The 20,337-nt window shown below is 68.0% G+C and carries 16 protein-coding genes; 9 read left to right on the top strand and 7 right to left on the bottom strand.

Annotated features, from left to right (window positions below; translation table 11 throughout):
• Positions 1 to 56: 56 nt before the first annotated feature.
• The 3 genes from ACI2JO_RS09050 to ACI2JO_RS09040 are packed head-to-tail and all read right to left on the bottom strand — an operon-like array spanning position 57 to position 2,823.
• The gene (locus tag ACI2JO_RS09050) at positions 57 to 887 is read right to left on the bottom strand and encodes a toxic anion resistance protein (protein ID WP_404720381.1); all 831 of its coding nucleotides are present in this window, start codon (positions 885 to 887) and stop codon (positions 57 to 59) included.
• Positions 884 to 1,537, bottom strand: coding sequence for a glycerophosphodiester phosphodiesterase (locus ACI2JO_RS09045; protein ID WP_404720380.1), 654 nt, complete (start codon positions 1,535 to 1,537; stop codon positions 884 to 886). The genes ACI2JO_RS09050 and ACI2JO_RS09045 overlap by 4 nt, the downstream gene beginning before the upstream one ends.
• Positions 1,538 to 1,587: 50 nt before the next feature.
• Positions 1,588 to 2,823: a TerD family protein gene (locus ACI2JO_RS09040; RefSeq protein ID WP_404720379.1), complete on the bottom strand. Its 1,236-nt coding sequence runs from the start codon at positions 2,821 to 2,823 to the stop codon at positions 1,588 to 1,590.
• A gap of 393 nt (positions 2,824 to 3,216) precedes the next feature.
• On the opposite strand from ACI2JO_RS09040, the gene ACI2JO_RS09035 reads away from it, so the two are divergent.
• The 5 genes from ACI2JO_RS09035 (at position 3,217) to ACI2JO_RS09015 (ending at position 10,941) form a co-directional block, all read left to right on the top strand.
• On the top strand, positions 3,217 to 4,422 hold the full coding sequence (locus tag ACI2JO_RS09035) for a hypothetical protein (protein ID WP_404720378.1): 1,206 nt from the start codon (positions 3,217 to 3,219) through the stop codon (positions 4,420 to 4,422).
• Between the two features lie 10 nt (positions 4,423 to 4,432).
• Positions 4,433 to 4,957, top strand: a complete 525-nt coding sequence (locus ACI2JO_RS09030; RefSeq protein ID WP_404720377.1) for a hypothetical protein — start codon at positions 4,433 to 4,435, stop codon at positions 4,955 to 4,957.
• 10 nt (positions 4,958 to 4,967) lie between these two features.
• On the top strand, positions 4,968 to 6,596 hold the full coding sequence (locus tag ACI2JO_RS09025; RefSeq protein WP_404720376.1) for a hypothetical protein: 1,629 nt from the start codon (positions 4,968 to 4,970) through the stop codon (positions 6,594 to 6,596).
• A 3-nt stretch (positions 6,597 to 6,599) separates the two neighbouring features.
• Complete coding sequence (locus tag ACI2JO_RS09020; protein ID WP_404720375.1) at positions 6,600 to 10,106, top strand: hypothetical protein; 3,507 nt, start codon at positions 6,600 to 6,602, stop codon at positions 10,104 to 10,106.
• A gap of 64 nt (positions 10,107 to 10,170) precedes the next feature.
• Positions 10,171 to 10,941 carry a hypothetical protein gene (locus ACI2JO_RS09015; protein WP_404720374.1) on the top strand — a complete coding sequence of 257 codons (771 nt, stop codon included), beginning with the start codon at positions 10,171 to 10,173 and terminating at the stop codon, positions 10,939 to 10,941.
• A 9-nt stretch (positions 10,942 to 10,950) separates the two neighbouring features.
• Here the strand turns inward: ACI2JO_RS09015 and ACI2JO_RS09010 are convergent, their stop codons facing one another.
• Both ACI2JO_RS09010 and ACI2JO_RS09005 read right to left on the bottom strand, forming a co-directional pair.
• Positions 10,951 to 11,799, bottom strand: coding sequence for a hypothetical protein (locus tag ACI2JO_RS09010; protein WP_404720373.1), 849 nt, complete (start codon positions 11,797 to 11,799; stop codon positions 10,951 to 10,953).
• Between the two features lie 10 nt (positions 11,800 to 11,809).
• Complete coding sequence (locus tag ACI2JO_RS09005; RefSeq protein WP_404720855.1) at positions 11,810 to 12,721, bottom strand: TerD family protein; 912 nt, start codon at positions 12,719 to 12,721, stop codon at positions 11,810 to 11,812.
• A 314-nt stretch (positions 12,722 to 13,035) separates the two neighbouring features.
• Here ACI2JO_RS09005 and ACI2JO_RS09000 point away from each other — a divergent pair, with 314 nt between their 5' ends.
• Complete coding sequence (locus ACI2JO_RS09000) at positions 13,036 to 13,995, top strand: IS481 family transposase (RefSeq protein ID WP_404720372.1); 960 nt, start codon at positions 13,036 to 13,038, stop codon at positions 13,993 to 13,995.
• A 545-nt stretch (positions 13,996 to 14,540) separates the two neighbouring features.
• Here ACI2JO_RS09000 and ACI2JO_RS08995 read toward each other — a convergent pair.
• Positions 14,541 to 16,589, bottom strand: a complete 2,049-nt coding sequence (locus ACI2JO_RS08995) for a relaxase/mobilization nuclease domain-containing protein (RefSeq protein WP_404720371.1) — start codon at positions 16,587 to 16,589, stop codon at positions 14,541 to 14,543.
• A gap of 296 nt (positions 16,590 to 16,885) precedes the next feature.
• Positions 16,886 to 17,608, bottom strand: a complete 723-nt coding sequence (locus tag ACI2JO_RS08990) for a helix-turn-helix domain-containing protein (protein ID WP_404720370.1) — start codon at positions 17,606 to 17,608, stop codon at positions 16,886 to 16,888.
• A gap of 60 nt (positions 17,609 to 17,668) precedes the next feature.
• Here ACI2JO_RS08990 and ACI2JO_RS08985 point away from each other — a divergent pair, with 60 nt between their 5' ends.
• From ACI2JO_RS08985 to ACI2JO_RS08975, 3 genes are read left to right on the top strand one after another with little or no spacing between them, the layout of a single operon-like run.
• Entirely contained in the window at positions 17,669 to 18,235 is a 567-nt protein-coding gene (locus tag ACI2JO_RS08985) for a hypothetical protein (RefSeq protein ID WP_404720369.1), read from the top strand.
• Positions 18,236 to 18,258: 23 nt separating this feature from the next.
• Complete coding sequence (locus tag ACI2JO_RS08980) at positions 18,259 to 19,092, top strand: hypothetical protein (protein ID WP_404720368.1); 834 nt, start codon at positions 18,259 to 18,261, stop codon at positions 19,090 to 19,092.
• The gene (locus tag ACI2JO_RS08975; RefSeq protein WP_404720367.1) at positions 19,092 to 19,745 is read left to right on the top strand and encodes a hypothetical protein; all 654 of its coding nucleotides are present in this window, start codon (positions 19,092 to 19,094) and stop codon (positions 19,743 to 19,745) included. The genes ACI2JO_RS08980 and ACI2JO_RS08975 overlap by 1 nt, the downstream gene beginning before the upstream one ends.
• Positions 19,746 to 20,337 lie beyond the last annotated feature (592 nt).

Genomic DNA, 20,337 nt, shown 5'->3' with positions numbered 1-20,337 from the left:
GACGTCCTGTGCCAGTGCCTTGTCGTTAAACGATAAACCATCGGACCGTCCGGAGGCTAGCTCCGATCACGCGCGGCGACGGCGCGCCGTGCCTGCGCGATCGCGTCGTCCAGCGCGCGGCTGAGCGCAGGCCGTGCCGCCGACGCGTCTGCGACCGCCGAAGCGGTGCGGTCGAGCGCCGCGGCCTGCGCCGCGAGCGTCGTGCCGCTCGCCACCGCCTCGCGCGCGGCGACCGCGGTGCGGAGCGCCGCGACGCTAGTGTCGCGCGCCCGGCCGAGCGCCTGGGCGAGCGCGCCCTGGTTCTCCGCGTACACGGCGAGGGTCAGCAGCCCCTGTTCGGTGACCGCGGCCTGGACGGCGAGATCCTGCTCGCGCGCCAGCAGCCGTGGCGCCGCGACCTCGCGAAGAAAGCGCGCGCGCTCGGGCCGGTCGGGTGCGATCTCGCGCGCCGCCGCCTCGATCGCGGTGGCGCAGGCGCGGACTAGCGCGAGCGCGCCGTCGAGCGCATCCGCCGCCGCGCGAAACCGTGTGCGATCGGACTCGATCGCCAGCACCGTGCGCACGACGGCGTCCCGCTCGCGATCGAGCTGCTCGACGATCGCCTCGACCGGCGGCGGCGAGGACTTCGGCGCGCGCGCGAACACCGATAAGCCGCGCCGCGGTGGGGGCGCCTCGATCGCGCGCGCGAGTGCCTCGAGGTCGCGCAATCCGCGCTCGGCGGCCTGCGACCGGTCCGAAATGCGCGGCAGTCGCGCGCTCGCCTCGGCGGCGGCGGCGATCGCCCGCCGGCCCAGCGCATCGATCGCCTGCGTCACCTCGGCGTCGGTGAGAGCCAGCCACTGTCGGAGCAGCGCGCGCGCGTCGATGCGGGCGTCACGTTCGCTCATACTGTCGCCCTTGCGCGCAGGCCACGCACCCGGTCCGGCGTATCGGTGATGATGCCGTCGACCGGGATGGCGGTCAGCGCGTCATGCTCGGCGACGGTCGCCGGCCCGTAGACGATCGTGCGCCAGCCCAGAGCGCGCGCGAGCAGCGGCAGCTCGGCGTCGACGACGTTGACGTCCCAGACCGCCGTGCTCAGCCGTGGCTGCGGGGGCGGCAGCAGGTCGGGCCCGGCGGGATGCGAGGCCAACAGCAGCGCCGAATCGAAGCCGGCATTCGCTGCCGCGACGGCGATCGGGTGGATAAACGACGAGATCAGGACCGACCGCGGCAGGTCGGCGAGGAAGGGCTGCAACGCCGTCCACGCTGCCCTGGTCTTCACCTCCAGGTTGAGCTCGACCGGAAGCGCCGCCGCGAGCAGCGTCTCCAAGAGCGGGATTGCGCGGCCTTTCGCCGCCTCCAGCTCGGCATGGGTGAGCGAAGCGACGGCGGCATCGACGGCCGTGCGATCGTGGAACAGGATCAGCCGTCTGTCGCGTGTGATCCTGAGGTCGGTCTCGATGCCGCAGCCCGCCGCCGCCGCCCGCGCGAATGCGGCCATTGAATTCTCCGCCACGTTCGGTCCGTGCCAGCCGCGATGAGCGTAGACGAGCATCGCGCCGATTTCTCCGTCGCAAACCGTGTCCGTTCGACCCGCAGGCGCGCTCAGGCCAGAGGAGGCTGGCGCCAGGCCAGTCCCCAGCCGAACGTTTCGTCGAGGTCGAGCTGGTCCTGGGCGTAGGCCGCGAGCCGCGTCAAGTGGATGCCGCGGTCGTCGCGGTCGAGGCGGGCCAGCCCCAGCACGCCGCAGCCGTCCTCTCCGCCCGCGAAATCGGAGATGACCGCAGGCTGGCCGGTGGGGGCGAGAGTGAGCGTGACCTCGGACGCGCGCCAGCTCGGCGCGCCGTCGATCACCGCATAGAGCACCAGCGTGTCGAGTGTGTCCCAGGCGGAGCCGCGGACCGTCAGCACCTGCTCGCCGTCGCCGCGCAGTGGCGGCCGGTCGCCGAGGGCGAGGTCGGCGCGCGCGGACCTCAATCCGTCCGCCTGGATCGCGCCCACATCGCCATCAGCCCAGCGGTGGAAGGCGCCGAGCGTCAGGGTGAGCGGCCGGGCCCGGCCGTCGGCGCCGCCGCAGTGGCTGCTCCAGGCGAGGCGCACGATCAGGTCCTCCGTCGAATCTGGGCGCCGCCACCGATGGCCCACCCCATTCCCGTCGAGGCGGATCGCGTCCGGCGGTGGCGGCGACCCGCTCTGCCGGACGGGCTTGCGCCGCCGCTCGCTTACGGCGGGCGGAGCGAACGTCCGCGGCCTAGGCGCCGGAGCCGGCTCGGCCGGAGGCAAACCGACCTCGGCTGCGGCCGGCGGCGGCGGGAGGGGCGAGGCCGACGGCGGCGGGGAGTCGCCGCCGTCGTCGGCGACATCGACGCCGAACGACCGCGCGAGCGGACCGAGGCCGTCGTTGAAGCCCTGCCCGTCGGCGCGCACCTTCCAGCGGTCAACGCGCCGGTAGAACTCGACGAGCCGCAGCGCGCGCTCGTCGGCCGGCTCGGGCTCGAACCGCACGCGCGTGTCGCCCGCCGTCAGGGTCGCGGCGATGCCGCGGAACGCCCGCATCGTCGACGCCCGGCCCTCAAGCACCGCGCAGATCACGATGCGCTCGACATCAGACGCGACGCGACCGAGATCAATAGAGAAGTCCGTCCGTCCGCCGGCCAGCGCAGTGATGCGGACCGATCCGTCGATCGCCTCCGGCTGGTTGAAGAAGATCATGTCGTCGTCGCATCGCACGCGCCCATCGGCACCGAGCACGAACGCGGAGCAGTCGAGCACTCCGGCGGTGGCCGGCCACGTCACCTGAAGGTCGCACAGCTCCTGATCGATCGGCGCGTTCGCGCCCATAGTTAGGTTCAACATGGACCCGTTTGGTTGACCGCGTCGTGGCTGAAGCGGACTCGACGCGCAAATGCGTATCAGATTGTGCCGGTTTGCAAAATCCACTCGGTCGATCGGCGTGTGCACTTGCGGCAACCGGCGGTTTGCCTCTGGACAAGCACGATTTGCTGTCTGATGACGGCGTCGTGGGGGGGAGATCGCCTGATGTGGGGATACACGCGATGGTTGCCGGCGGTGGCGCTTGCCCTGGCGGCATGCGGCCGTCAGGCGCCAATTGCCGACGGGACGAGTTGCTACCCGAAGGAAGCGAGGCCGTGGATCGCGGCGGCGACGCGCTCCGTGTCTCCCGACAGGGACCCCGGCGGAGGGTACAGCATCTACGTTGACGGCTCCGCCAGCATGGTCGGGTACCTGCGGGGCGCCACCGCAACGCAGAAGCCGCTCGCCGATCTCGTCAGCATGCTACCCGCCCTGCCTGGGGTGGTCGCGACCAAGACGGAGCTGATCCGCTTCGACCGCAGGATCAACGTCCTCGCCGCCCCCGACATGAAGCGTCTCCAGACCGAGGCAGGCTATCTCTGTCCCGCGGCGGACCCGCGCTGCGACGCGCAGGAAAGCCACCTCGACCAGGCGCTGGCGAGGATCGCCGGAGCCGACGCGAACGGCCTGTCGGTGATCGTTAGCGACCTGTGGCTGACGAACAGCGAGGTGCAGACGACGGAGGGCGTGGCGCTCGCGAGACCGCTCAACGACATCTTTGCCAGCGGTCGCGGGGTGGCCGTGTACGGGTTCGAGAGTCCCTACAGCGGCCGCGTCTACGACCTGCCGAGCGGTAGCACCGGGGTGACGGCCACGCGCCGTTACCTGTTCGTGGTCGCCGCAGGGCCGCCGGCGCGACTCGACGCCTTTCGTGCGGCGATGGCGCGGGCGCCGTCCGCCTCGATTCAGAACGATCTCGCCTCGGGACGCGCGCACTATGCGCTGTTCACGACCGAGCCGGTCAAGGCAACGGCCGATGGGACGCAGGCGTTCGAGCTGCCGGGCGGCGGCGCCTTGGCGCGCGGCGCCTTCCTGCCAGTCCGCGCGGGCGTTCGCATCCCGCAGTTCACGCTCGACCGGTCGGCGGCGCTGCGCGCGGGCGACGCGGCGCCGGGCGCCCGCTGGCAAGGCGTTGCGCCCGCTTCGATCCGGCGCGGGGCAGTGTGGGAAGGCGAGAGCGCGGGCTCGACCGGGCTGTTCAGGATGTCGGGGCAGGCGTGCCTCGCCGATGGCGGGGACTGGCGCGCCGACGGGCAGTTCACGGGCGGGTGGCAGGGCAAGGACTTCACTTTGCGTCCCGGCGATCTGGCGACGCTGGCGAGCGGGACGTACCTGCTAGTCGGCGACGTGCGGCGGACCTCGCTCCAGTCGCCCAATTCGGTGACGCAGTGGCTGCGCGACTGGAGTTTCGCCCCCCCGGGAGAGGACGCGGCCGTCCGGCGTCCGGTCATGCCGACGCTCAACCTCGCGGAAGTGGCGCGGCTGATGGAGAATGCCCTGGCGCAGGCCGCCGAGTCCCGCCCCATCCGTGTAGGCGGCTTTGCCGCCGCCGTGCAGATCAAGTGAAAGGCATCGCGTGCAGAACCTCTTTCCCCGACTGCTCGGCGCCATTGGCGTCCATGCGGTGCTCGGCGCAATCCTCTGGGCACTGACGCGGTACGTGCTGATCGTCCAGTCCGGCCTGTCGTCCGACCTGCTGACGCGCACCGACGGCGATCCGGCGCGGATCGAGGTCTACCTGCGTGACATCGAGGGCGACGTGCTCACCGCTGGCGCCGGCGCGATGGTGGTCTCGGCGGTGCTGGCGATCGTGTGGTTGGTGCTCGTGCACCGCTATCCGCCCTATGGCGACCAGTCGGCCCGCTCGCGCCGCAACGGCTGGGCGGCGCTCCTGCTGCTCGCGCTGGCGACGACGGCGGGCCTGTTCTGGTGGAAGGTGATCGAGGGCGCGACGGCGGCGCTGCTCGCCCCAGGACTCGGCACCAAGGTCGCGCTCGTCGCGACCGGGCTAGTGCTGCTCGCCTACTGGCTGAGCACCGCCTGGTTCTCGCCCGCGGCGAGCAGGATCGCGGTCCCCGGCGCGCAGCTGATCAGCCGGTGAGGAGTTGGCCATGCAGGTGAATGTGCTGATCGGCGTCGGCGGCACCGGCGCCAAGATCATCGAATCCTCGCTATTCCTTATGTCCGCAGGCTTCGGGCCGGAAGGGAGCCCGGTCCACGTCGGCGTGGTCGACCAGGACAATAGCAACGGCAACGTCCAGCGCACCGAAGCGCTGCTACGACTGATCGCGGACCTTCAGGCCGATTTCGACCAGCCGGCCAACAAGATCGATCGCGAGAAGAGCGGGGAAGCGCCTGAGCTATTCTCCGTTCCGGTCCGCCCGCTGTTCGGCGCCAGCGGCCACTGGCGCCCCGCCGAGGACGACCAATCGACGTTACGCGACATCCTGCGCCGGAGCGACATGCCGCGCGGCGAGCAGGCGCTGTTCGACCTGCTCTACCGCGGCGAGGGCGCCGCCCCAGCTGAGGCCGAGCAGACGATGGACCTCGCGGAGGGCTATCGCGGTCGCGCGCACGTCGGCGCCGCCGCGCTTGTCTGCGCGCTCGAATACGACAGTCCCGATTTCCTCGACCAGATCACCCGGCTGATGCGCGAGACGGCGGCGGGGAATGAGGTCCGCATCTTCATCACCGGCTCGCTGTTCGGCGGCACCGGCGCGGCGGGGTTCCCGACGATCGCGCGCGTCCTCCACCGCCTGCGCGCGCCTAAGACCGACGCCGAGCGGCAGCGGGCGAATGGCATCAACGGCGACAAGGTCTCGATCGGCGGCGCGCTGATGCTGCCCTACTTCCAATTCGGCGACCCCGCCAGCCCCGAGGCCAACGTTATCCGCACCGCGCAGCTGCTGCCGCAAGCACGCGTCGCAGTCGAGTTTTACGAGACGCTGCTCGAACAGGAACGCGTCTTCGACCGGCTCTACGTCGCCGGCTGGGACACGATGTTCCAGCTCAACTACCACCAGCCCGGACGCGAGGCGCAGCGCAACCCGGCGCTGCTGCCGGAGCTGATCGCCGCGCTCGCCGCCTCCCATTTTCTGCGCGGCGAGAAGCCGGACCGGACGGGTGCGCCCCGGCCGTATGCCGCGGCACGCGCGTCGGCCGAGACGATCGGCTGGGGCGACCTGCCGCTCTCCGACGAGGAGCGGCTCGAACTCTACAAGGAGCTGGGCGGCGCGTTCCGGTTCGCGCTCTACTGGCGCTACCGGCTCGACGAGGCACTCGACCGGCGCGGGCTGTTCGGCGGCTCGCGCGGCTGGGTAGGCAAGCTGACCCCCGACGTCGATTGGCGGACCACGGGACGCGCGATCCGCGACCGCCTCAACACCTATTCGGAGGCGCTGCTCGGCTGGGCATCGTCGATGCGTCTCTTCGCGGGGACCGGCGTGCGCGACTTCGCGCTGTGGCATGGCGAGCGCATCTGGCAGTCGCGCGATCTGTCCCAGCCCGCGAACCCGATCGTGCTCCAGCCTCAGCGATCCGAGGAGGAGACCTTCGACGACCTGAACGGTCTACTGACCCTGCTCGATCCGAGCCAGGCGTCGAAGGACCGGGTGGTCGATGCCCGGGTGGTCTACAGCGACCTCAACGAGATCGACGGCCGGCAGATGGCGCATCGTGGTTTCGGGCGGCTGGTGACGGCGGTCCACCGGGCGACCCAGCCGTTCCGCGAGCAGGGATAATTGATGGCGACCGATCTGTTCATGCTCAGCCCGCTTCGCGATGCGGGTGATCACACCTTCAAGGGCGCGACCTCGCACGGCCAGTGGGCTCCGCTATCGGGCACGCTCGGCGAACTCGGTCAGGCGCTCGACGTCGATGAGAGCGCCGCGGTCGACGTCGTCCGGTCGACACCCGATCCATGGTCGCAGGCGCGCAGCTTCGCCGATGCGCTCCGCCGTCCGCGGCGCAACCGCGGCGCGATCGCGGAGTGGCGGGGTCTGCTCGCGATCGTCGGACTCGCCGCCTTCTACGAGGACCGGTACGCGTTGCGCTTCGAGCCGGTCGATCTGGGCCAGTCGCAGTCGCGCTTCGCCACCGTCATGCGGCGGCTCGTCCCAGACGCCATACTGCCCGCCGAGGTCGGCAAGATCAGTCACGGCTGGGAGCGGCCGGTGCTCGTCCGCCTCGTTGAGGCCGGGAAGAACAGCGACGGCACGGTAATCGGCCTCCTGAACCCGGCGAGCCTGATCGCGGGCGGACGCGAGCCGCCGAACCTCTCGCCGGCAGCGGTCCCGTGGATGAGGAACGGGCGGCCGAGCGATCCCACGGAGCTGCGCGGCGAGGACGCTCTGCCGCCGGCAGCTCTGGCGGCGCTGCGCAGCTATCTCCTGGGCCTACGCGACGAGCTGGAGAAGCTCTGCCGCGCCGGTCTCGAGAATGAGCTCCTGCGCGATCTGCGCGACGCGCTCGATGGCTACGCCAAGGCGTGCCTGCCGGGGATCGGCACCGCGGGCGACCTGACGTTCGACACCGTCAGCCTGCGCGGCGACGGGCTGCCCGCGCTTTATGCGGCGCTGCTCAAGGCCCCCAAGGCGAAGGAGCCGCCGGCAGGAACGTCGGATTGCCTCCTGCGCCTTCGGAGCGACGTCGGGGTGCTGCCCGTAAACGGCGTGGTGTTGTTCGATCCCGCGATGGCCACGCCCGATCGCCCGGCCAATACGATCACGGTTTGGGGGCTGACCACGCTCGCCGACCTGCAGAAGGCGGGCGCGACAACGCGTGCCGACCTGCGGAAGCGGGTGATGGAGACGGGCTATCTGCTGGTCGAGCCGTCCGACCTATTCACGTCTGTCCTTGTCAAGCTCGATGATCCCGACCAACCCGCTCGCATTGCGGCGCACCCCGACAGCCTCGACGATTGCCTGCTGCCGTTGTCGCCGCTGGCGCTGCTGATCGCCACGCCGGATCAGCTGCGGCAGGCCGTCGCGCTCGATCGCAACGGCCAAGTGACGCTGACGGTTCAGCTGAACGGACGCATCCACACGCTGCGCCGCTCGTTCGACCCGCAGCCCGAAGGAGCGCAGGGGCGGCTCCTCGACCAGACCGATTGGACACTCGGCGACGTGGCGATCTGGCCTGACTTCGCGAGCGAGCGCTGGTCGCGCTACTGCGCGCGCATCGACTATGCGACGATCGCCGACGGTCGTCCTCGCGGCCGCTTCGCGCTCTCCGGCGCGCTACTGACGGCAATCCTCCGAGAGCAGGGCGGCGGCGCCGAGCAGCTCGGCCTCTGGGCGAGCGGCGCGGCGCTCGGCGACGGCAGTCGTCCGGGCCTCGACCGGGTCTCGGCCTATGCCGATCGCAGCTTCGACGGGGCGGCGCTCACCCGCTTCCGCGCGGTCGCGTCGGGCAACCGCATGACCGAGGTCCAGGTCGCGACGACGCCGTTCGAGGCGATGGCCTTCACGGTTCAGCTGCACAACGATCAGCCGGCGGTTCCGGCCGGGCTCGCACTCCTGTCGCTTAAGCCAGTCGATCTCAGGCCGAACAACCCGGCGGGCGTGGTCGCGATCGACTTCGGCACGACCAACACCGTCGCCTGCCTCGATTCTGAGGAGCCGCTCGCCCTCCAAGCGCGGATCGTGCATCCGATCGAGCCCGCGCGCAGCCGCGCCGGCGGGCGACCGTCGGACCTGACGCAGCGCTTCCGCGACTTCCTCCCGCCCGACGAACGGAAGTTGCCGACGCCGACAGTCACCATCCTGCGCACGATGGACGCGGAGGGTCGCGACATCCTGCGGCAGGACCGCAATGCGGTGCTCGAGGCCAAGCTGCTCATCCACCACCTCATGTACTTTCAGCCCGACTATGCCGACGACGGAGCGATCGCGGCGATCCCGCTGAAGGAATGGTCGACGCTGCTCAACAGCGTGCAATACGACCTCAAATGGTCCGACGACCAAGCGATCAAGGACGCGGCGCAACGCTACCTGCGGCAGCTGATGCTGATGATCGCGGCCGAGTGGGCGGCGACCGGCGGCGATCCGGCGCGACTGAGCTGGCACTTCTCGCGGCCGGACGGCATCAAGCCCCAGGACCGGCAGAACTTCTCCAGCCTGCTCGCGCTGGCGCTCAAGGACATCGTCGAATCGCCCGCGGAGGGCGCGATCGTGCCGATCACGTCCGAGGCGGATGCCGCGGCGAGCTACATCCTGAAGGAGCGGCGGTCCGCCAGCGCGACGGCGGGCAAGATCAACGTCATCGTCGACATCGGCGGCGGCACGACCGACGTCGCGATCCGCGACATCGACGGCAAGTCGCTCGGCTCGCTGTCGCTGCGGGTTGCGGGCGGAGACTTCTTCACCGACCACATCATGGCCAATCCGGAGGTACTGAGCAATTTCGGCCTGCGCAGCTGGACCCGGATCGTCGAGCAGATGGCGACCGAATCGGACGCCAGCCTAAAGGCCAACATCCGCTACGTCGGCGAACTGCTGTTCAGCGGCTCGACGCTGGCGACCGCCATCGACCGCACCTGGGACCGGGTGGGCGGGACGCCGCCCGTCCGCGCGCTCAAGGAGACCGCCTACGTCTTCCTGGGCGGAGTCGCCTGGTACATCGGCCGCACGATTCGCGAGCTGATCCGCGGCGGCCTGATCGATGAGAGCGCGCTGAAGGACATCTCGGTCGCCTTGTGCGGTCGGGGAGCGGGGCTGTTCGCGCGTCTCCAGGGGAACGATCCGCGCGCGGAAACGGACATCAGCAATATCCTTCTGCTCATTCCGGTGGCCGCCGGCGACAACGATCCGGCGCCGCTCCAGGTGCTCGTCTCGCCGCATCCCAAGATCGAGGTCGCCGGCGGCATGATCATTCTCGCCAGGCAGCGGCGACCCGCCGCTGCCGCGGCACCGCGGCCTTCGAGCAGGCCACGCTTCGACAACGAGGGCACCGGCACGGGGCCGGTCGCGGCCGCGGCGAACGAGCCCGTGAACATCCTGCGGAGGCCGGAGATCGGCATCGAGGAGCTCGACCTGTTCCTGCGCAACTTCGCGGCGGCGTCGACCTTCTCGGTCGCGCTCGGTGATCATCACCGGGCCAAGCTGACCAACGGCATCCGCGACATCGACCGCGAGGACGAAGGCGCCAAGCGAATCCTTCAGCCCGAATTTGCCACGATGCTGAAGGTCCTGGTCGGACTCATCAGGACCCCCGCCGGCAGCGGCGCGCGGCCGACGACGCAGTGGCACTAGACCGGGGCGCCCCGCGCCCGCGCGAGCGGAGATTCGCATGATGACGGCGACGATCGCGGCAGTCGTGGCGGCGCTCGCGGCGGTTCTGGCCGCCGTGCTCGCCGGGTTCGCCCTGAAGCAGCTGGCCGAGCTGCGCAGTGCGCTCGGCAGGTCGGCATCGCCTTCGCCGCTGACCGCGACCTTCGTCGATGCGCAGAACGAACGCCTGCTGCGGATCGAGAACGCGCTGGCGGCGAGCCGCGTGATGCTCGATCGCGTCGAAGGCCGGCTGAGCGAGCGCGCGTCCCCACCGAAGGAGCCTTCGCCGCCGCCGCGGCAGGAGACGTCCGAACGGGTCGCTTCGCCACCGTCGGTCGCGCCTCCGCCCCGCCAGGCGGCGCCCGCATCCACGCCGCCGCCGCTTCCGCCGGAGCCACGGCCCGATGACGAGGAGGTTACGATCGATGCCGACGAGCTAATCGAGAATTACCGCACGCTGATCGCGCAGCCGCGCAAGACCGAGATCAACCGTTGGATTGAGACCGCGGGCGGCCAGGGCTGCGAGCTCGACGAGGACGGCAGCTTCCAAACCGTTGCGCGCGACGATGCGCCGCTGCTCATCCTCGTCCCGCTCACCGACCGGTTGGCAGTGGTGGTCCCCTCCGCCCGCCTTGTGCTCGATTTCGCGACGAGCTTCGCGGATTCCTTGGCGCTGCGGCCGGCGCTGCGCCAGTCGTTCGAACTCGACGCGGACGGCAGCGGCATGCTGCGGCTGATCGAGCCCGCGATCGCGGTGCGGACCGAGCGGACCTGGCGGATAAAGATGCCGGGGCGGCTGGCCGGCCTCGCGAGCTGACCGCCGCGCTCAGCGCCGGTTGAGGCCGAGCGAACGAGCCTTGTCGTCGATCCCTTCGCTGTTCGCCTTGAGCAGTCGCGCCCGATCGAGCCAGCGCCGCGCGCCGTCTTGATCGCGCGCTCGCGCACTTTCGTCCGCCAGCGCGAGATAATGATCGACGATCCGCCGCTTAATCGCGTTGACGTCGTTGCTGCGATACGCACCGTCGGGATCAATTTGCGCGATTTCGTCGAGTTCTGCCTTGGCGGAATGTTCGGGCGGGTCCGTATACTGCGCGCGCTCGATGAACCCGTCAGCGTCGTGCAGATGCCTGTCGATGTCGATCCGGTCGGTCTCGCTCAGCGTGCGGTCAGAACGTCCCGAAGCGCCGGCAACGGCCGACCCACCGCCGCTGCGATGGATCAGTAGGGCGGCGACGAGGACCGCCAGCACCGCCAGCGCCGCAATGCCGAGCAGAAGCGGCGAGCGATTGCTGTCCGTTGGGCGCCGTACTCCGTTTACCCGGCAGAAGCTGGCGACATACTCCTCCGCGACACGGGCATCGAGCCCCTTGCGCTTGCCGGCGGCGGGCTGGACGACCTGATCAAACGCGTCGCGCTCCTCCTTGCGGTCGAGCAACTTGTCATCGTCGGTGAACTGGTGAAGCAGCCGATCTAGGTCGTCAACAAGCTGCCGCTCGCTGACCGAACCGGTCTTCTTCAACTCGGCCTGCACGACAGTGTCGATCTCGCGAATGGGGATGCCGCGGCCCGCGGCCTCCTCCTTGATGCGCTTCTCCTCGTCGCGATCCAGGTAGAAGTCGTCATCCACAGCGGCGTGCAGCCTGTTCTCAAGCCAGGCCCGGTCGATCGAATCCATCAAATCCCCCTTAGGGGACCGCCCATCTGAGCAGTCCCAGCTTCACCTTTACTCGCCGATCGCGACAGAATCGCGTGACGTACTGATCCGCGACATCGTGCCGAAGGCCTTCGGCGAACCCAGCTCTCGGTTTGCAGACAAGTTGCAAGGCGTCGCGGCGTTCCTTGTCGTCGAGTTTTGCATCGTTATCGGTAAACCGTCGTAGCAGGCCGTCCAGTCGCTCAATCAGCACGGCTTCGTTCGCGACGCCGAGCCGCTCGAGCTCGAGGTCGACCGCTGTCTCGGCATCGTCCCGCTTAACGCCTAATTTCACGCCTTGTGCGATCAGCGCCTGCCGTTCCGACGTTTGGCAGTAGCGGACGGGCAGACCGTCGGCGAGCAGAGCGGTAAATTGCTGATCGCCCGACCGGGCAGCATTCCCCGGCTTGGGATCCCGGTCGATGCCGTGGCGCAGCAGCATTGCCTCCAGCCCGTCCGGAAATTCACGTCCGGTCTCGACGAAGCGCCAACTCGTTCCGGCGCGGGCCAGTCGTCCGATCTCGATCGTCCGCGCTCCAGCGGACAGCGCCACGGTCGCGCGTGCGAGCACCCGTCCGCCGCTTCGGTCGGCAATGCGGACGTCGAGGTCGGAGCCGCCGCTACCCTGCGCATCGGCGGCGACGCACAAGGCGATCTTATCCACCGCCCCGTCAACCCGACCCAGGTCGATTGTCAGGCTCTCGCTCCCGCCGGCCTTCGTCTCAAATTGCAGCGCGCCATCCGAAGAGTTCGGATGCCCGCCCCAGACGAGAAAGCCACGGCCCGGCAGCTGTCCGTCGCGATCGGCCATAGTCGCCAGCAGTCGAGCGCGCGATCGTTCGCTACCAGTAAGCTCGACCAGCACCGACGAGAGCGAGTCGGCTTTGTGTAAATTGATCCCCACTGTCGTAAAAGAAGCAGGCCGGACCAACCGCCGTCAAGGGGTCTTCGCGCGATCGACCCGCGGCGGGACAACTCCCTTCGGCGAAGTGTGCCGTCCGCCGCGTTTCGTTCGCACTGCGACGGCGTCGAACGCCATCTCCAAGATGCAAGCGCATACCGGTTCGAGTTCCTTGATAGCACCTCACGAGTGCCGGTGCATTGATGGCGGCGAGCGTTCGGCAATTGTCGTCAGACTGCCTGCTGCTCGGCTTAAGCTAGGTGTTTGATCCCACGGTTTGATGGTGCGATCCTTTCGTTGGAATGGAAGGAAGCCGTATGGGACAGGTACGTCACGGGAGCGCCACGACCACGCACGCTGTCCGAGCAGCAATACAGCGATCGCAAGCTTCGCTCGCGACGCTGAGCCGTGAGCTGGGGATCAACCCCAAGACGGTGGCGAAGTGGCGTAAGAGGGCGACGGTCGAGGATCTGAAGACCGGGCCGAAGGCCCCTCATTCAACGACTCTGTCCCAAGCGGAGGAGGCAATGGTAGTGGCGTTCCGTCGCCACACACTGCTGCCGCTCGACGACTGCCTCTACGCATTGCAGCCGTCGCTACCGCACCTGACCCGGTCAGCGCTGCACCGTTGCCTTCAGCGGCACGGCATCTCACGGCTACCGGATGTCGAGGGCGACAAGCCCAAGCGTCAGCGCTTCAAGCGTTATCCGATTGGTTTCTTCCACATCGATATCGCCGAGGTGCAGGCTGCCGAAGGCAAGCTCTATCTGTTCGTTGGCATAGACCGCACCAGCAAGTTCGCAGTCACCCAGCTGGTCGACAAGGCCGATAGGCGCACAGCATGGGAGTTCCTCGAGCACCTGCTGAAGGCCGTGCCGTACCGGATACACACGATCCTGACCGATAATGGCATTCAGTTCGCCGAGCAGCCGCGCAACCGGAACACCGCCTGGTCGCGCCAGATGCGCTTCGACATGATCTGCGAGGCAAACGACATCGAACACCGGCTCACCAAGCCGAACCACCCGTGGACGAACGGTCAGGTCGAACGGATGAACCGCGCCATCAAGGAGGCGACGGTCAAACGCTTCCACTACGAGAGCCACGACCAGCTCCGGACGCACCTCGCCGACTTCATGGCCGCCTACAACTTTGCCCGCCGGCTCAAGACGCTCAGCGGCCTCACACCCTACGAATACATGGCCAAGATCTGGACTTCAGAGCCAGACCGGTTCATCGTCGACCCGATCCACCAGATGCCGGGACTGAACACCTAGCGCTGCTTGAGCTCCACAGCTAATCGCGCCGGTGGTCCAAAAGGCGCTGTTCTTGCTGCTGTTGGCGCCCTGGGAAGACTGGGCGGGGTGCCCTAGATCGAGCGGCGCGGCTTCCGCATCCCCCGAATCTACACGCTTGATGAAAACCTGCTCGCTCGACCGGCCGGCACCGCCGCCCAGTGCCGACAGCCTTATGCTCGAGCCCTGGATCGTGCAGGACCATCGCGGCGTGGAGTTCGACCTCGAACTCCCGACCAGCCTCTCCCCCCGGAAACGGTGACTTGGCTGCCTTGCCTCTGGCGCCTGAACGAATGGCAACTGATCGCCGGCGCTGCCGGAAAGCGGACGTGCCGCTATCCCCCCACCGGCGGGCATTCGAGCTCTTCCCCGCCGCCTGAATGAGTGGCCACTTACCGGCGATCGCCTACCAATAGCGGACAGGCGGCTTTCCACCAATTCTGCCCCTACGGTGGCAGGCGGAGCGAACGCGTAGCCGGCGCCGCGTCGGCCCCATTATTGCGTCTGCTCCTATCCCACGTGGGAGCTCACCGGCCCCGACCGTCTCGGTTGATCTCGGCGCTACTCCACTGGGCCGATCGAGGCTGGTGGTGAGCTTGGCCGTCACCTACCCGCCCGCGATCGCCCGTGGGCTCGTCGACGGGATGCGCTAGTTCGGCAAACGTTCCCCTCGGTTTGGTCGTTTTGCCGGGCTGCGGTTGCGGACTGAAGACGAGCCCATACCGGGCGGCAGTTGCGGCATCCATGCTTTCGGCGCCCAAAGGCACGTTCGGAGGCATGCCCGCAACCTCCAGCGGCAGGCTGGTGCGGCGCTCATCGTCGTGGTCGCGAGAGAGTAGCTTCCAAATCGCGCTTTGGGCGGCCCTGGTCATGGCTGCCCTGCGCAGGGCAGCCTGGCCGGCGGCACGCGCCGCTGCGCGATTGATCCCCGCACGCGGTGAGCGGTGCCTCGGCGGCGGCGGCGCGACCGCCTCTCCGTCCTGCACCACCATGCCGATCTGACGCCCAAGCGCCTGGGCACGGCGGATGAACGCGGGGTCACCGTGCGCGGCCACGTCGCCGTAGCGTGCCTTTGCCACCATAAGCGCCGCTGTTAGTGCGGCATCGGACTCGTCGTTGATCCAGATGCGGTCGCCCCGCTCTACGAAGGCGGGCCGGCGAGGGTGTCCAGCGGTTGCCCAATATTGCACCGATTGCCCGACGACTACCGCACGATAATCGGAATGGGCGACAGGGACGGCAGGACCCCTGGACCAGGCGAGCGACAGCGATAGGTCGGCTCTGCCGATCCCGGCCAGGTCGACGTGCCCCGGCGTGCCGCACGCGTCGACCTCATCCCGCAACTCACGCACCGCGGCGATGCGGCCGTCGTAATCGGCCTTAAGGCCGGTCAGGCGCGTTGCGTACATTGCGTCCAGCGCCGTAACCATGCCGGCGCGAGACCCTGGCGCAAGTTCCAGCCCCACGATGTCTGCGCGCCTTGCGGCTAGCTCGTCGCCAAGCGCTTCCACGGCGGCTGCCTTCTCCGCACGCAGGCGATCGATGCGACGCTGGACGGCGTCGTGCGCGGCTGACCGGCGCTCTTCCGCCTCGGCCCATGCCGCAGCCTTTGCCGGATCGAGGACCCGCGGCGTGTACGGGCGAATCTCGACGTCGGGCTCGGACCAGTCACCCCAGCGCCGGGTCAGCGGCGCCCAGCTGAGCTTGCGATCGACGTTGGAGAGCTTGACCTTGTAGAGGGCGTCGGCGCTCTGCAGCTCGCCGCCGCTTCCCGCCTTTCGCACGACCGCGCTCTTCTCGGCGCATCCCGCTTGTGCTTCCGCCCATGACTCTGCCTTGTCCAAGATCGGGGCGAGCACGTCCTGGGCATAGCGGGTAAAACTCTCGAGGCCGGTCTCTTTCTCCCAGCGAAGGATCTCCGATCCGATCGGCGCGCGCTTCGCGATCCTGGGCGGCAGCTGGCTCCGTCTGCGGACGCCATTCTCATCGGCGACGTAGCGCGAGCCCTGCTCCGGCGTCAGCTGCTGTGCATGTTCGATCCGGGCGATCGCTCGCTGCATCGCCTCGTGCGACTGCCCGCGCGGACCAAAAGGTGTCGCCTGGCCCTGCTCGTCCAGGGTGAGGATGAGCAGGTGCAGGTGGCGATTGTCCGTGTCGCCATGGAGCGCCCAAAGGATCACACCCTCCTTGCAGCCCAGCTCGTCCGCGAGAACGAGGGCCACCTCTGCGCATCCATCCGCGTTCGGCTCCTCGCCGGCGCGATAGGAGCTGACCAGATGCCGCGCGGCCTTTTTCGAGCGCTTTGATCTCTTGGCGAGCCGCAGCTCCAGCTCCAGCTGTGCGGCGTCGAAGTCGAGTGCACTGCCCCCGACCAGCGCGCCCGTTGCCAGCACCCGCTGGCCCGAATCCTCCTGCTTATCCTTGTCCGTCTCGCGGCGCATGTAGGTTGCGAGCGTTATGCCGTACTCGTGCGCCAGCGTTTGGCTCTTGGCCGTGCGCATATAGTCGGCAAGCGACCGGCAGTAGCGCGCGGCCTGCTTACCTCCACCCTTCGCCTGCTTCTCGATGATGACCATGGCAGCATTGTAGGCTGTCAGCGGGCCTCGCCGCAAATACACTCTCGCTCAGATAAGAATAACTTGACCACGTCATCCTATGAGGCCGCGAGAAGCGAAGCGCCGAGCGGCCGGCCAGCGGGTTCACACCCTGTGAACCCCATCCTGTGTCAAAAAGTGCAACCCTCGTAACGAACAGCGGCCTATAAGATCTGATCATAACCTGACATGACTAGACCAATCGTATCGCTACTCAGCGCAACATTACATAACATCACGGAACCACTCGTATCCGAGTCTGACCCGATTGCAAATCATCATAAGCATGCCAGCAGGTCCTTGGTCAGCTCATCGACTTCCTCGTCGGGCTCGCGCTGTCTCGCCACCGGCATGCAGGCAGCGGGCGGGAGTTCAAGCTCGCGGCTCTCGCCTATCCACTCCAGCCAGGGCAGTGGGTCGTCGGCTTCGATATAGTCGGTCATGTCAGCCGCATCGGCGAACCCCAGTAGCTTCGCATATTGGTCCTTGACGACGCCTGGATGTTCCAGTGCCTTCGGCCCGACGATCGCCTTGGGGGCCGCTAGATCTCGCTCGAAGTGGGATAGCGACGCAGCACTTGTCCCGGCTGCCTGCGCGACTTCGGCAAGCGTCAGCCCCGCCGTGATTCGCGCGGCATAGGCGCGAAAGCCGCGCCGCGACCGGTCAGGCTCGTCGAACGGTTCCCAACCGTGGACTTTGGGCAGGTGGGCACCGAGCACCTCAGTGCGCAGCAACGCGCGCACGAGATGCGGTCCAGGTTGCGCATGGCCCTTTTCGATCCTCAGGATCGTGTCTCGGGTGACCCCTACCCGCTCGGCCAGCCGTGCCTGCGACCAGCGACGAGCCCTCCTCGCCTCGCGCAGAGACTCACCGAAGTTGCGCGGGAACTTGGCTCGCGGCTGGAGGAGGTTGGGAGAGGCCATAGCCCGCCATAACCGATCCGGACAAAATGTGTCGGGTTTTTTAGAATAGCGCGGACTGCCGTCCCAGAACGGCGTCATGACCTGCGCGTTCCTCTCCTATTCGGCTGTTGCCGCTGCTTCGCGCCTCGGCGGAGCGCGATGAGCCGGCGCGCGAACCCGAGCCGCGCACACGCGCCCAAGCCCGCGCCCGAGAAGGGTGCTCGGCGGCGGCTTGATGCGGTCGCGGTGAACGCCGCGCTCCAGAAGCAGCGTGCCGCCGATGCGGCGGACCCGCCGACCTCCCAGCTGACGCTGATGGGCGCGATCCGGCTGATCGCGCCGCTAATCCTCGAGCGGCGCGGGTCTGGCTGGACCGGTCCGCAGATCGTGGCACTGCTCGACCAGAGCCTGGGTATCACGATCACGGCCGAGACGCTGCGGGTCTATCTCCACCGCATCGAACGCGAGAACGGCGGTGAGGCGAGCTCGGCCGCACCGGCCCCGCACCTCCCGCTGTCCGGGGCGGGCAACGCCCCTGCTGCCGCGCCTCCGGAAAAGCGCAGCGTCAGCGAAGCCGCCATGCCGATCGCCGAAGGCATGGATCAGGCGCCGCCTCGGTCGTCGCACTCAAGCGTCGAGCTGACACCTGTCTCGACCAATCCAACCGATGAGGGCGACGTCGCCCCGCGGTTCAACCCCCTCGTTGACCTCGACGAGGACATCTGATCACCCCCTGAAGGAGACACCGAATGAGCTACGAACGTATCGCCGCGATCGGCGCGAAGGACAAAGGGGGTGTCGGCCTGAGCACCTCGCTCACCGCCCTGGCGACCATCCTGATGGCGACTGGCGAGGGCAAGTTCGAGGTACAGCTGGTCGATGCCGACGGGTTCAATGGGACGCTCCTGCAGCGTCTCGGCCAGCGTGACCAGTCGGGCAAGCTCCTGCACGAGCAGCAGCCCGGGATCGGCGTGATCAAGGCGAACCTGTTCGACGAGGAGGGCGTGCGGCCGATGTTCCGCGCAGTCGAATCCGATGCCCGCTTCGTCGTCATCGACACGCCGGCTGGAGCCGTGACCAAGTTCGACGAGCTGTCGCGCAACCTGAAGGCCCGCGACTTCATCGACCATTGCCGCCAGTGCGGGCGCCAGCCCGTCGTGTTCCTGCCCTTCACGCCGGGCGTCGCGTCGATCCGCGGCGTTGGTCAGGCGATTGAGCGGTTCGGCAGCGACGTGCCCTATGTCGGACTGCGCAACATGGTCGGTGCCAAAGACAAGGACTTCCGCCTGTGGCGACCCGAGCCGTTCACCGACCGGTACGGGCGGCAGGTGGGCGGGCGCGTCCGAGCCAGGTTCGACGAGGTCGGCGGCCGGCTCCTCGACATGCCGGTCGCGGAGGCCGGCCCGTTCGCCATGGCGGAGGCGCTGAGCCTCACCTTCGCGGAGTCGGCCCGCTACAAGGGCCCGGATTGGGAGAGCTACGATCGGCTCGACATGGTGAAGTGGCTCGAAGCCTGGGTCACCGAGTTTCGCAAGATCGAGGACCTACTGGGCCTCGGCGACATCGAGTGGAAGGCGTTCTGATGGACGGGCTCGACATTTCCTTCGACCCGGCCCTGCCCGCCTCCGCGCGCGAGCTGCTCGAGAAGTACACCTACGGCGACGACGACGTGAACCTCATTCTGCGTTTCGCCGAGAAGCACGGCCTCGGCAAGGACAGCATGGTCTGGCTGCTGACCGCCATCCTCAAGGTCAATACGAACCTGGTCACCACCCTCCTGCGGGCGATCGGGGGCGTCGAACAGACGGTCGAGGGAACGAAGGATTGGTCGAGAGCGCAGGCTGCGGCCATTCAGGCCATGGGTCAGCAGCTCCAGGCGCAGATCCGGGAAGAGCGCAATACCACCGCCGGCCAGCTCACCCAGGCGGTTGCCGACGCAAGGGAGCTCACGAATACGCTCAAGAGGGTCGCCCGATCGCTCGACACCGCCGCACGGGACTTCGAGAAGACCAGGGAAGTGTTCGGTCACCTGATCAAAGCCGACGACACCGACAGCGCGTTGGCCGCATTGGTCGAGAAGGTAACGGTTGGGGCCAAGCTGGAGGCTAAGCACTTCGTTTTGGAGACGCTGGCGGACTGGGACATCCGAACGAACCCGCCGCCCCTCGGCCTATATCTGCTGACCGTGCTGCAGATTGCTCTTACCCTCGCGGTCATTGTCGCGGTCCTCTGGTGATCATTATTCGCCTTCGTCGACACCGCGCTCCTTACCAAACGAGGTCGCCGCGTTCGGCTTCTTACCGCTATCTCGTTTGCGGTCGGCACGTTTTGCATCATCAGGTCTCGACGGAGAAACTGGCGTCGTTCCACTCCTGCAGGTCATAGGGCCGCCTACCCTCTGGGCCACGCCGAACGCGACGAGCAGTCTGGCAGCGAAAGTGCGCACCTGCGGGGCCGCAGTGATGCTGGGTCACGCGGGTCGCGCAAAGGGATTCGTGATTGCAACTCTTTGGCGACTAAGCGGGCCGGTCTGGCGCACTCGACCTGCTGTTCCCTCGACCCATCGGCTTGGCGGGTTCAACCTGGTGGGCTGACCGCCAATCTGATTAGCTTGCGATGCATGGCCGCATTGCTATGCTAATGAAGGTCCAGCGCTCATGGAAGCCGATCCTGCAACCCGGCGCGCCTAGGGTGGACCGCACAGCTAAGCTGTTGTTGGCACACCCCAAGCTTTGTTCCTGCCAGTTAGAAAAGACACAATCCGCGCCAGATAGAGATGGCACATGTTGGTAGCAGCGGGGGCAGCGTGGAGCCATCCACACGCGCAG

This window comes from Sphingomonas sp. NPDC079357 (assembly GCF_044901155.1).
In the GTDB taxonomy this organism is placed as follows: domain Bacteria; phylum Pseudomonadota; class Alphaproteobacteria; order Sphingomonadales; family Sphingomonadaceae; genus Sphingomonas.
Note: the sequence above shows the minus strand (reverse complement) of the source record. Positions and strands in the feature narration are given on the sequence as shown.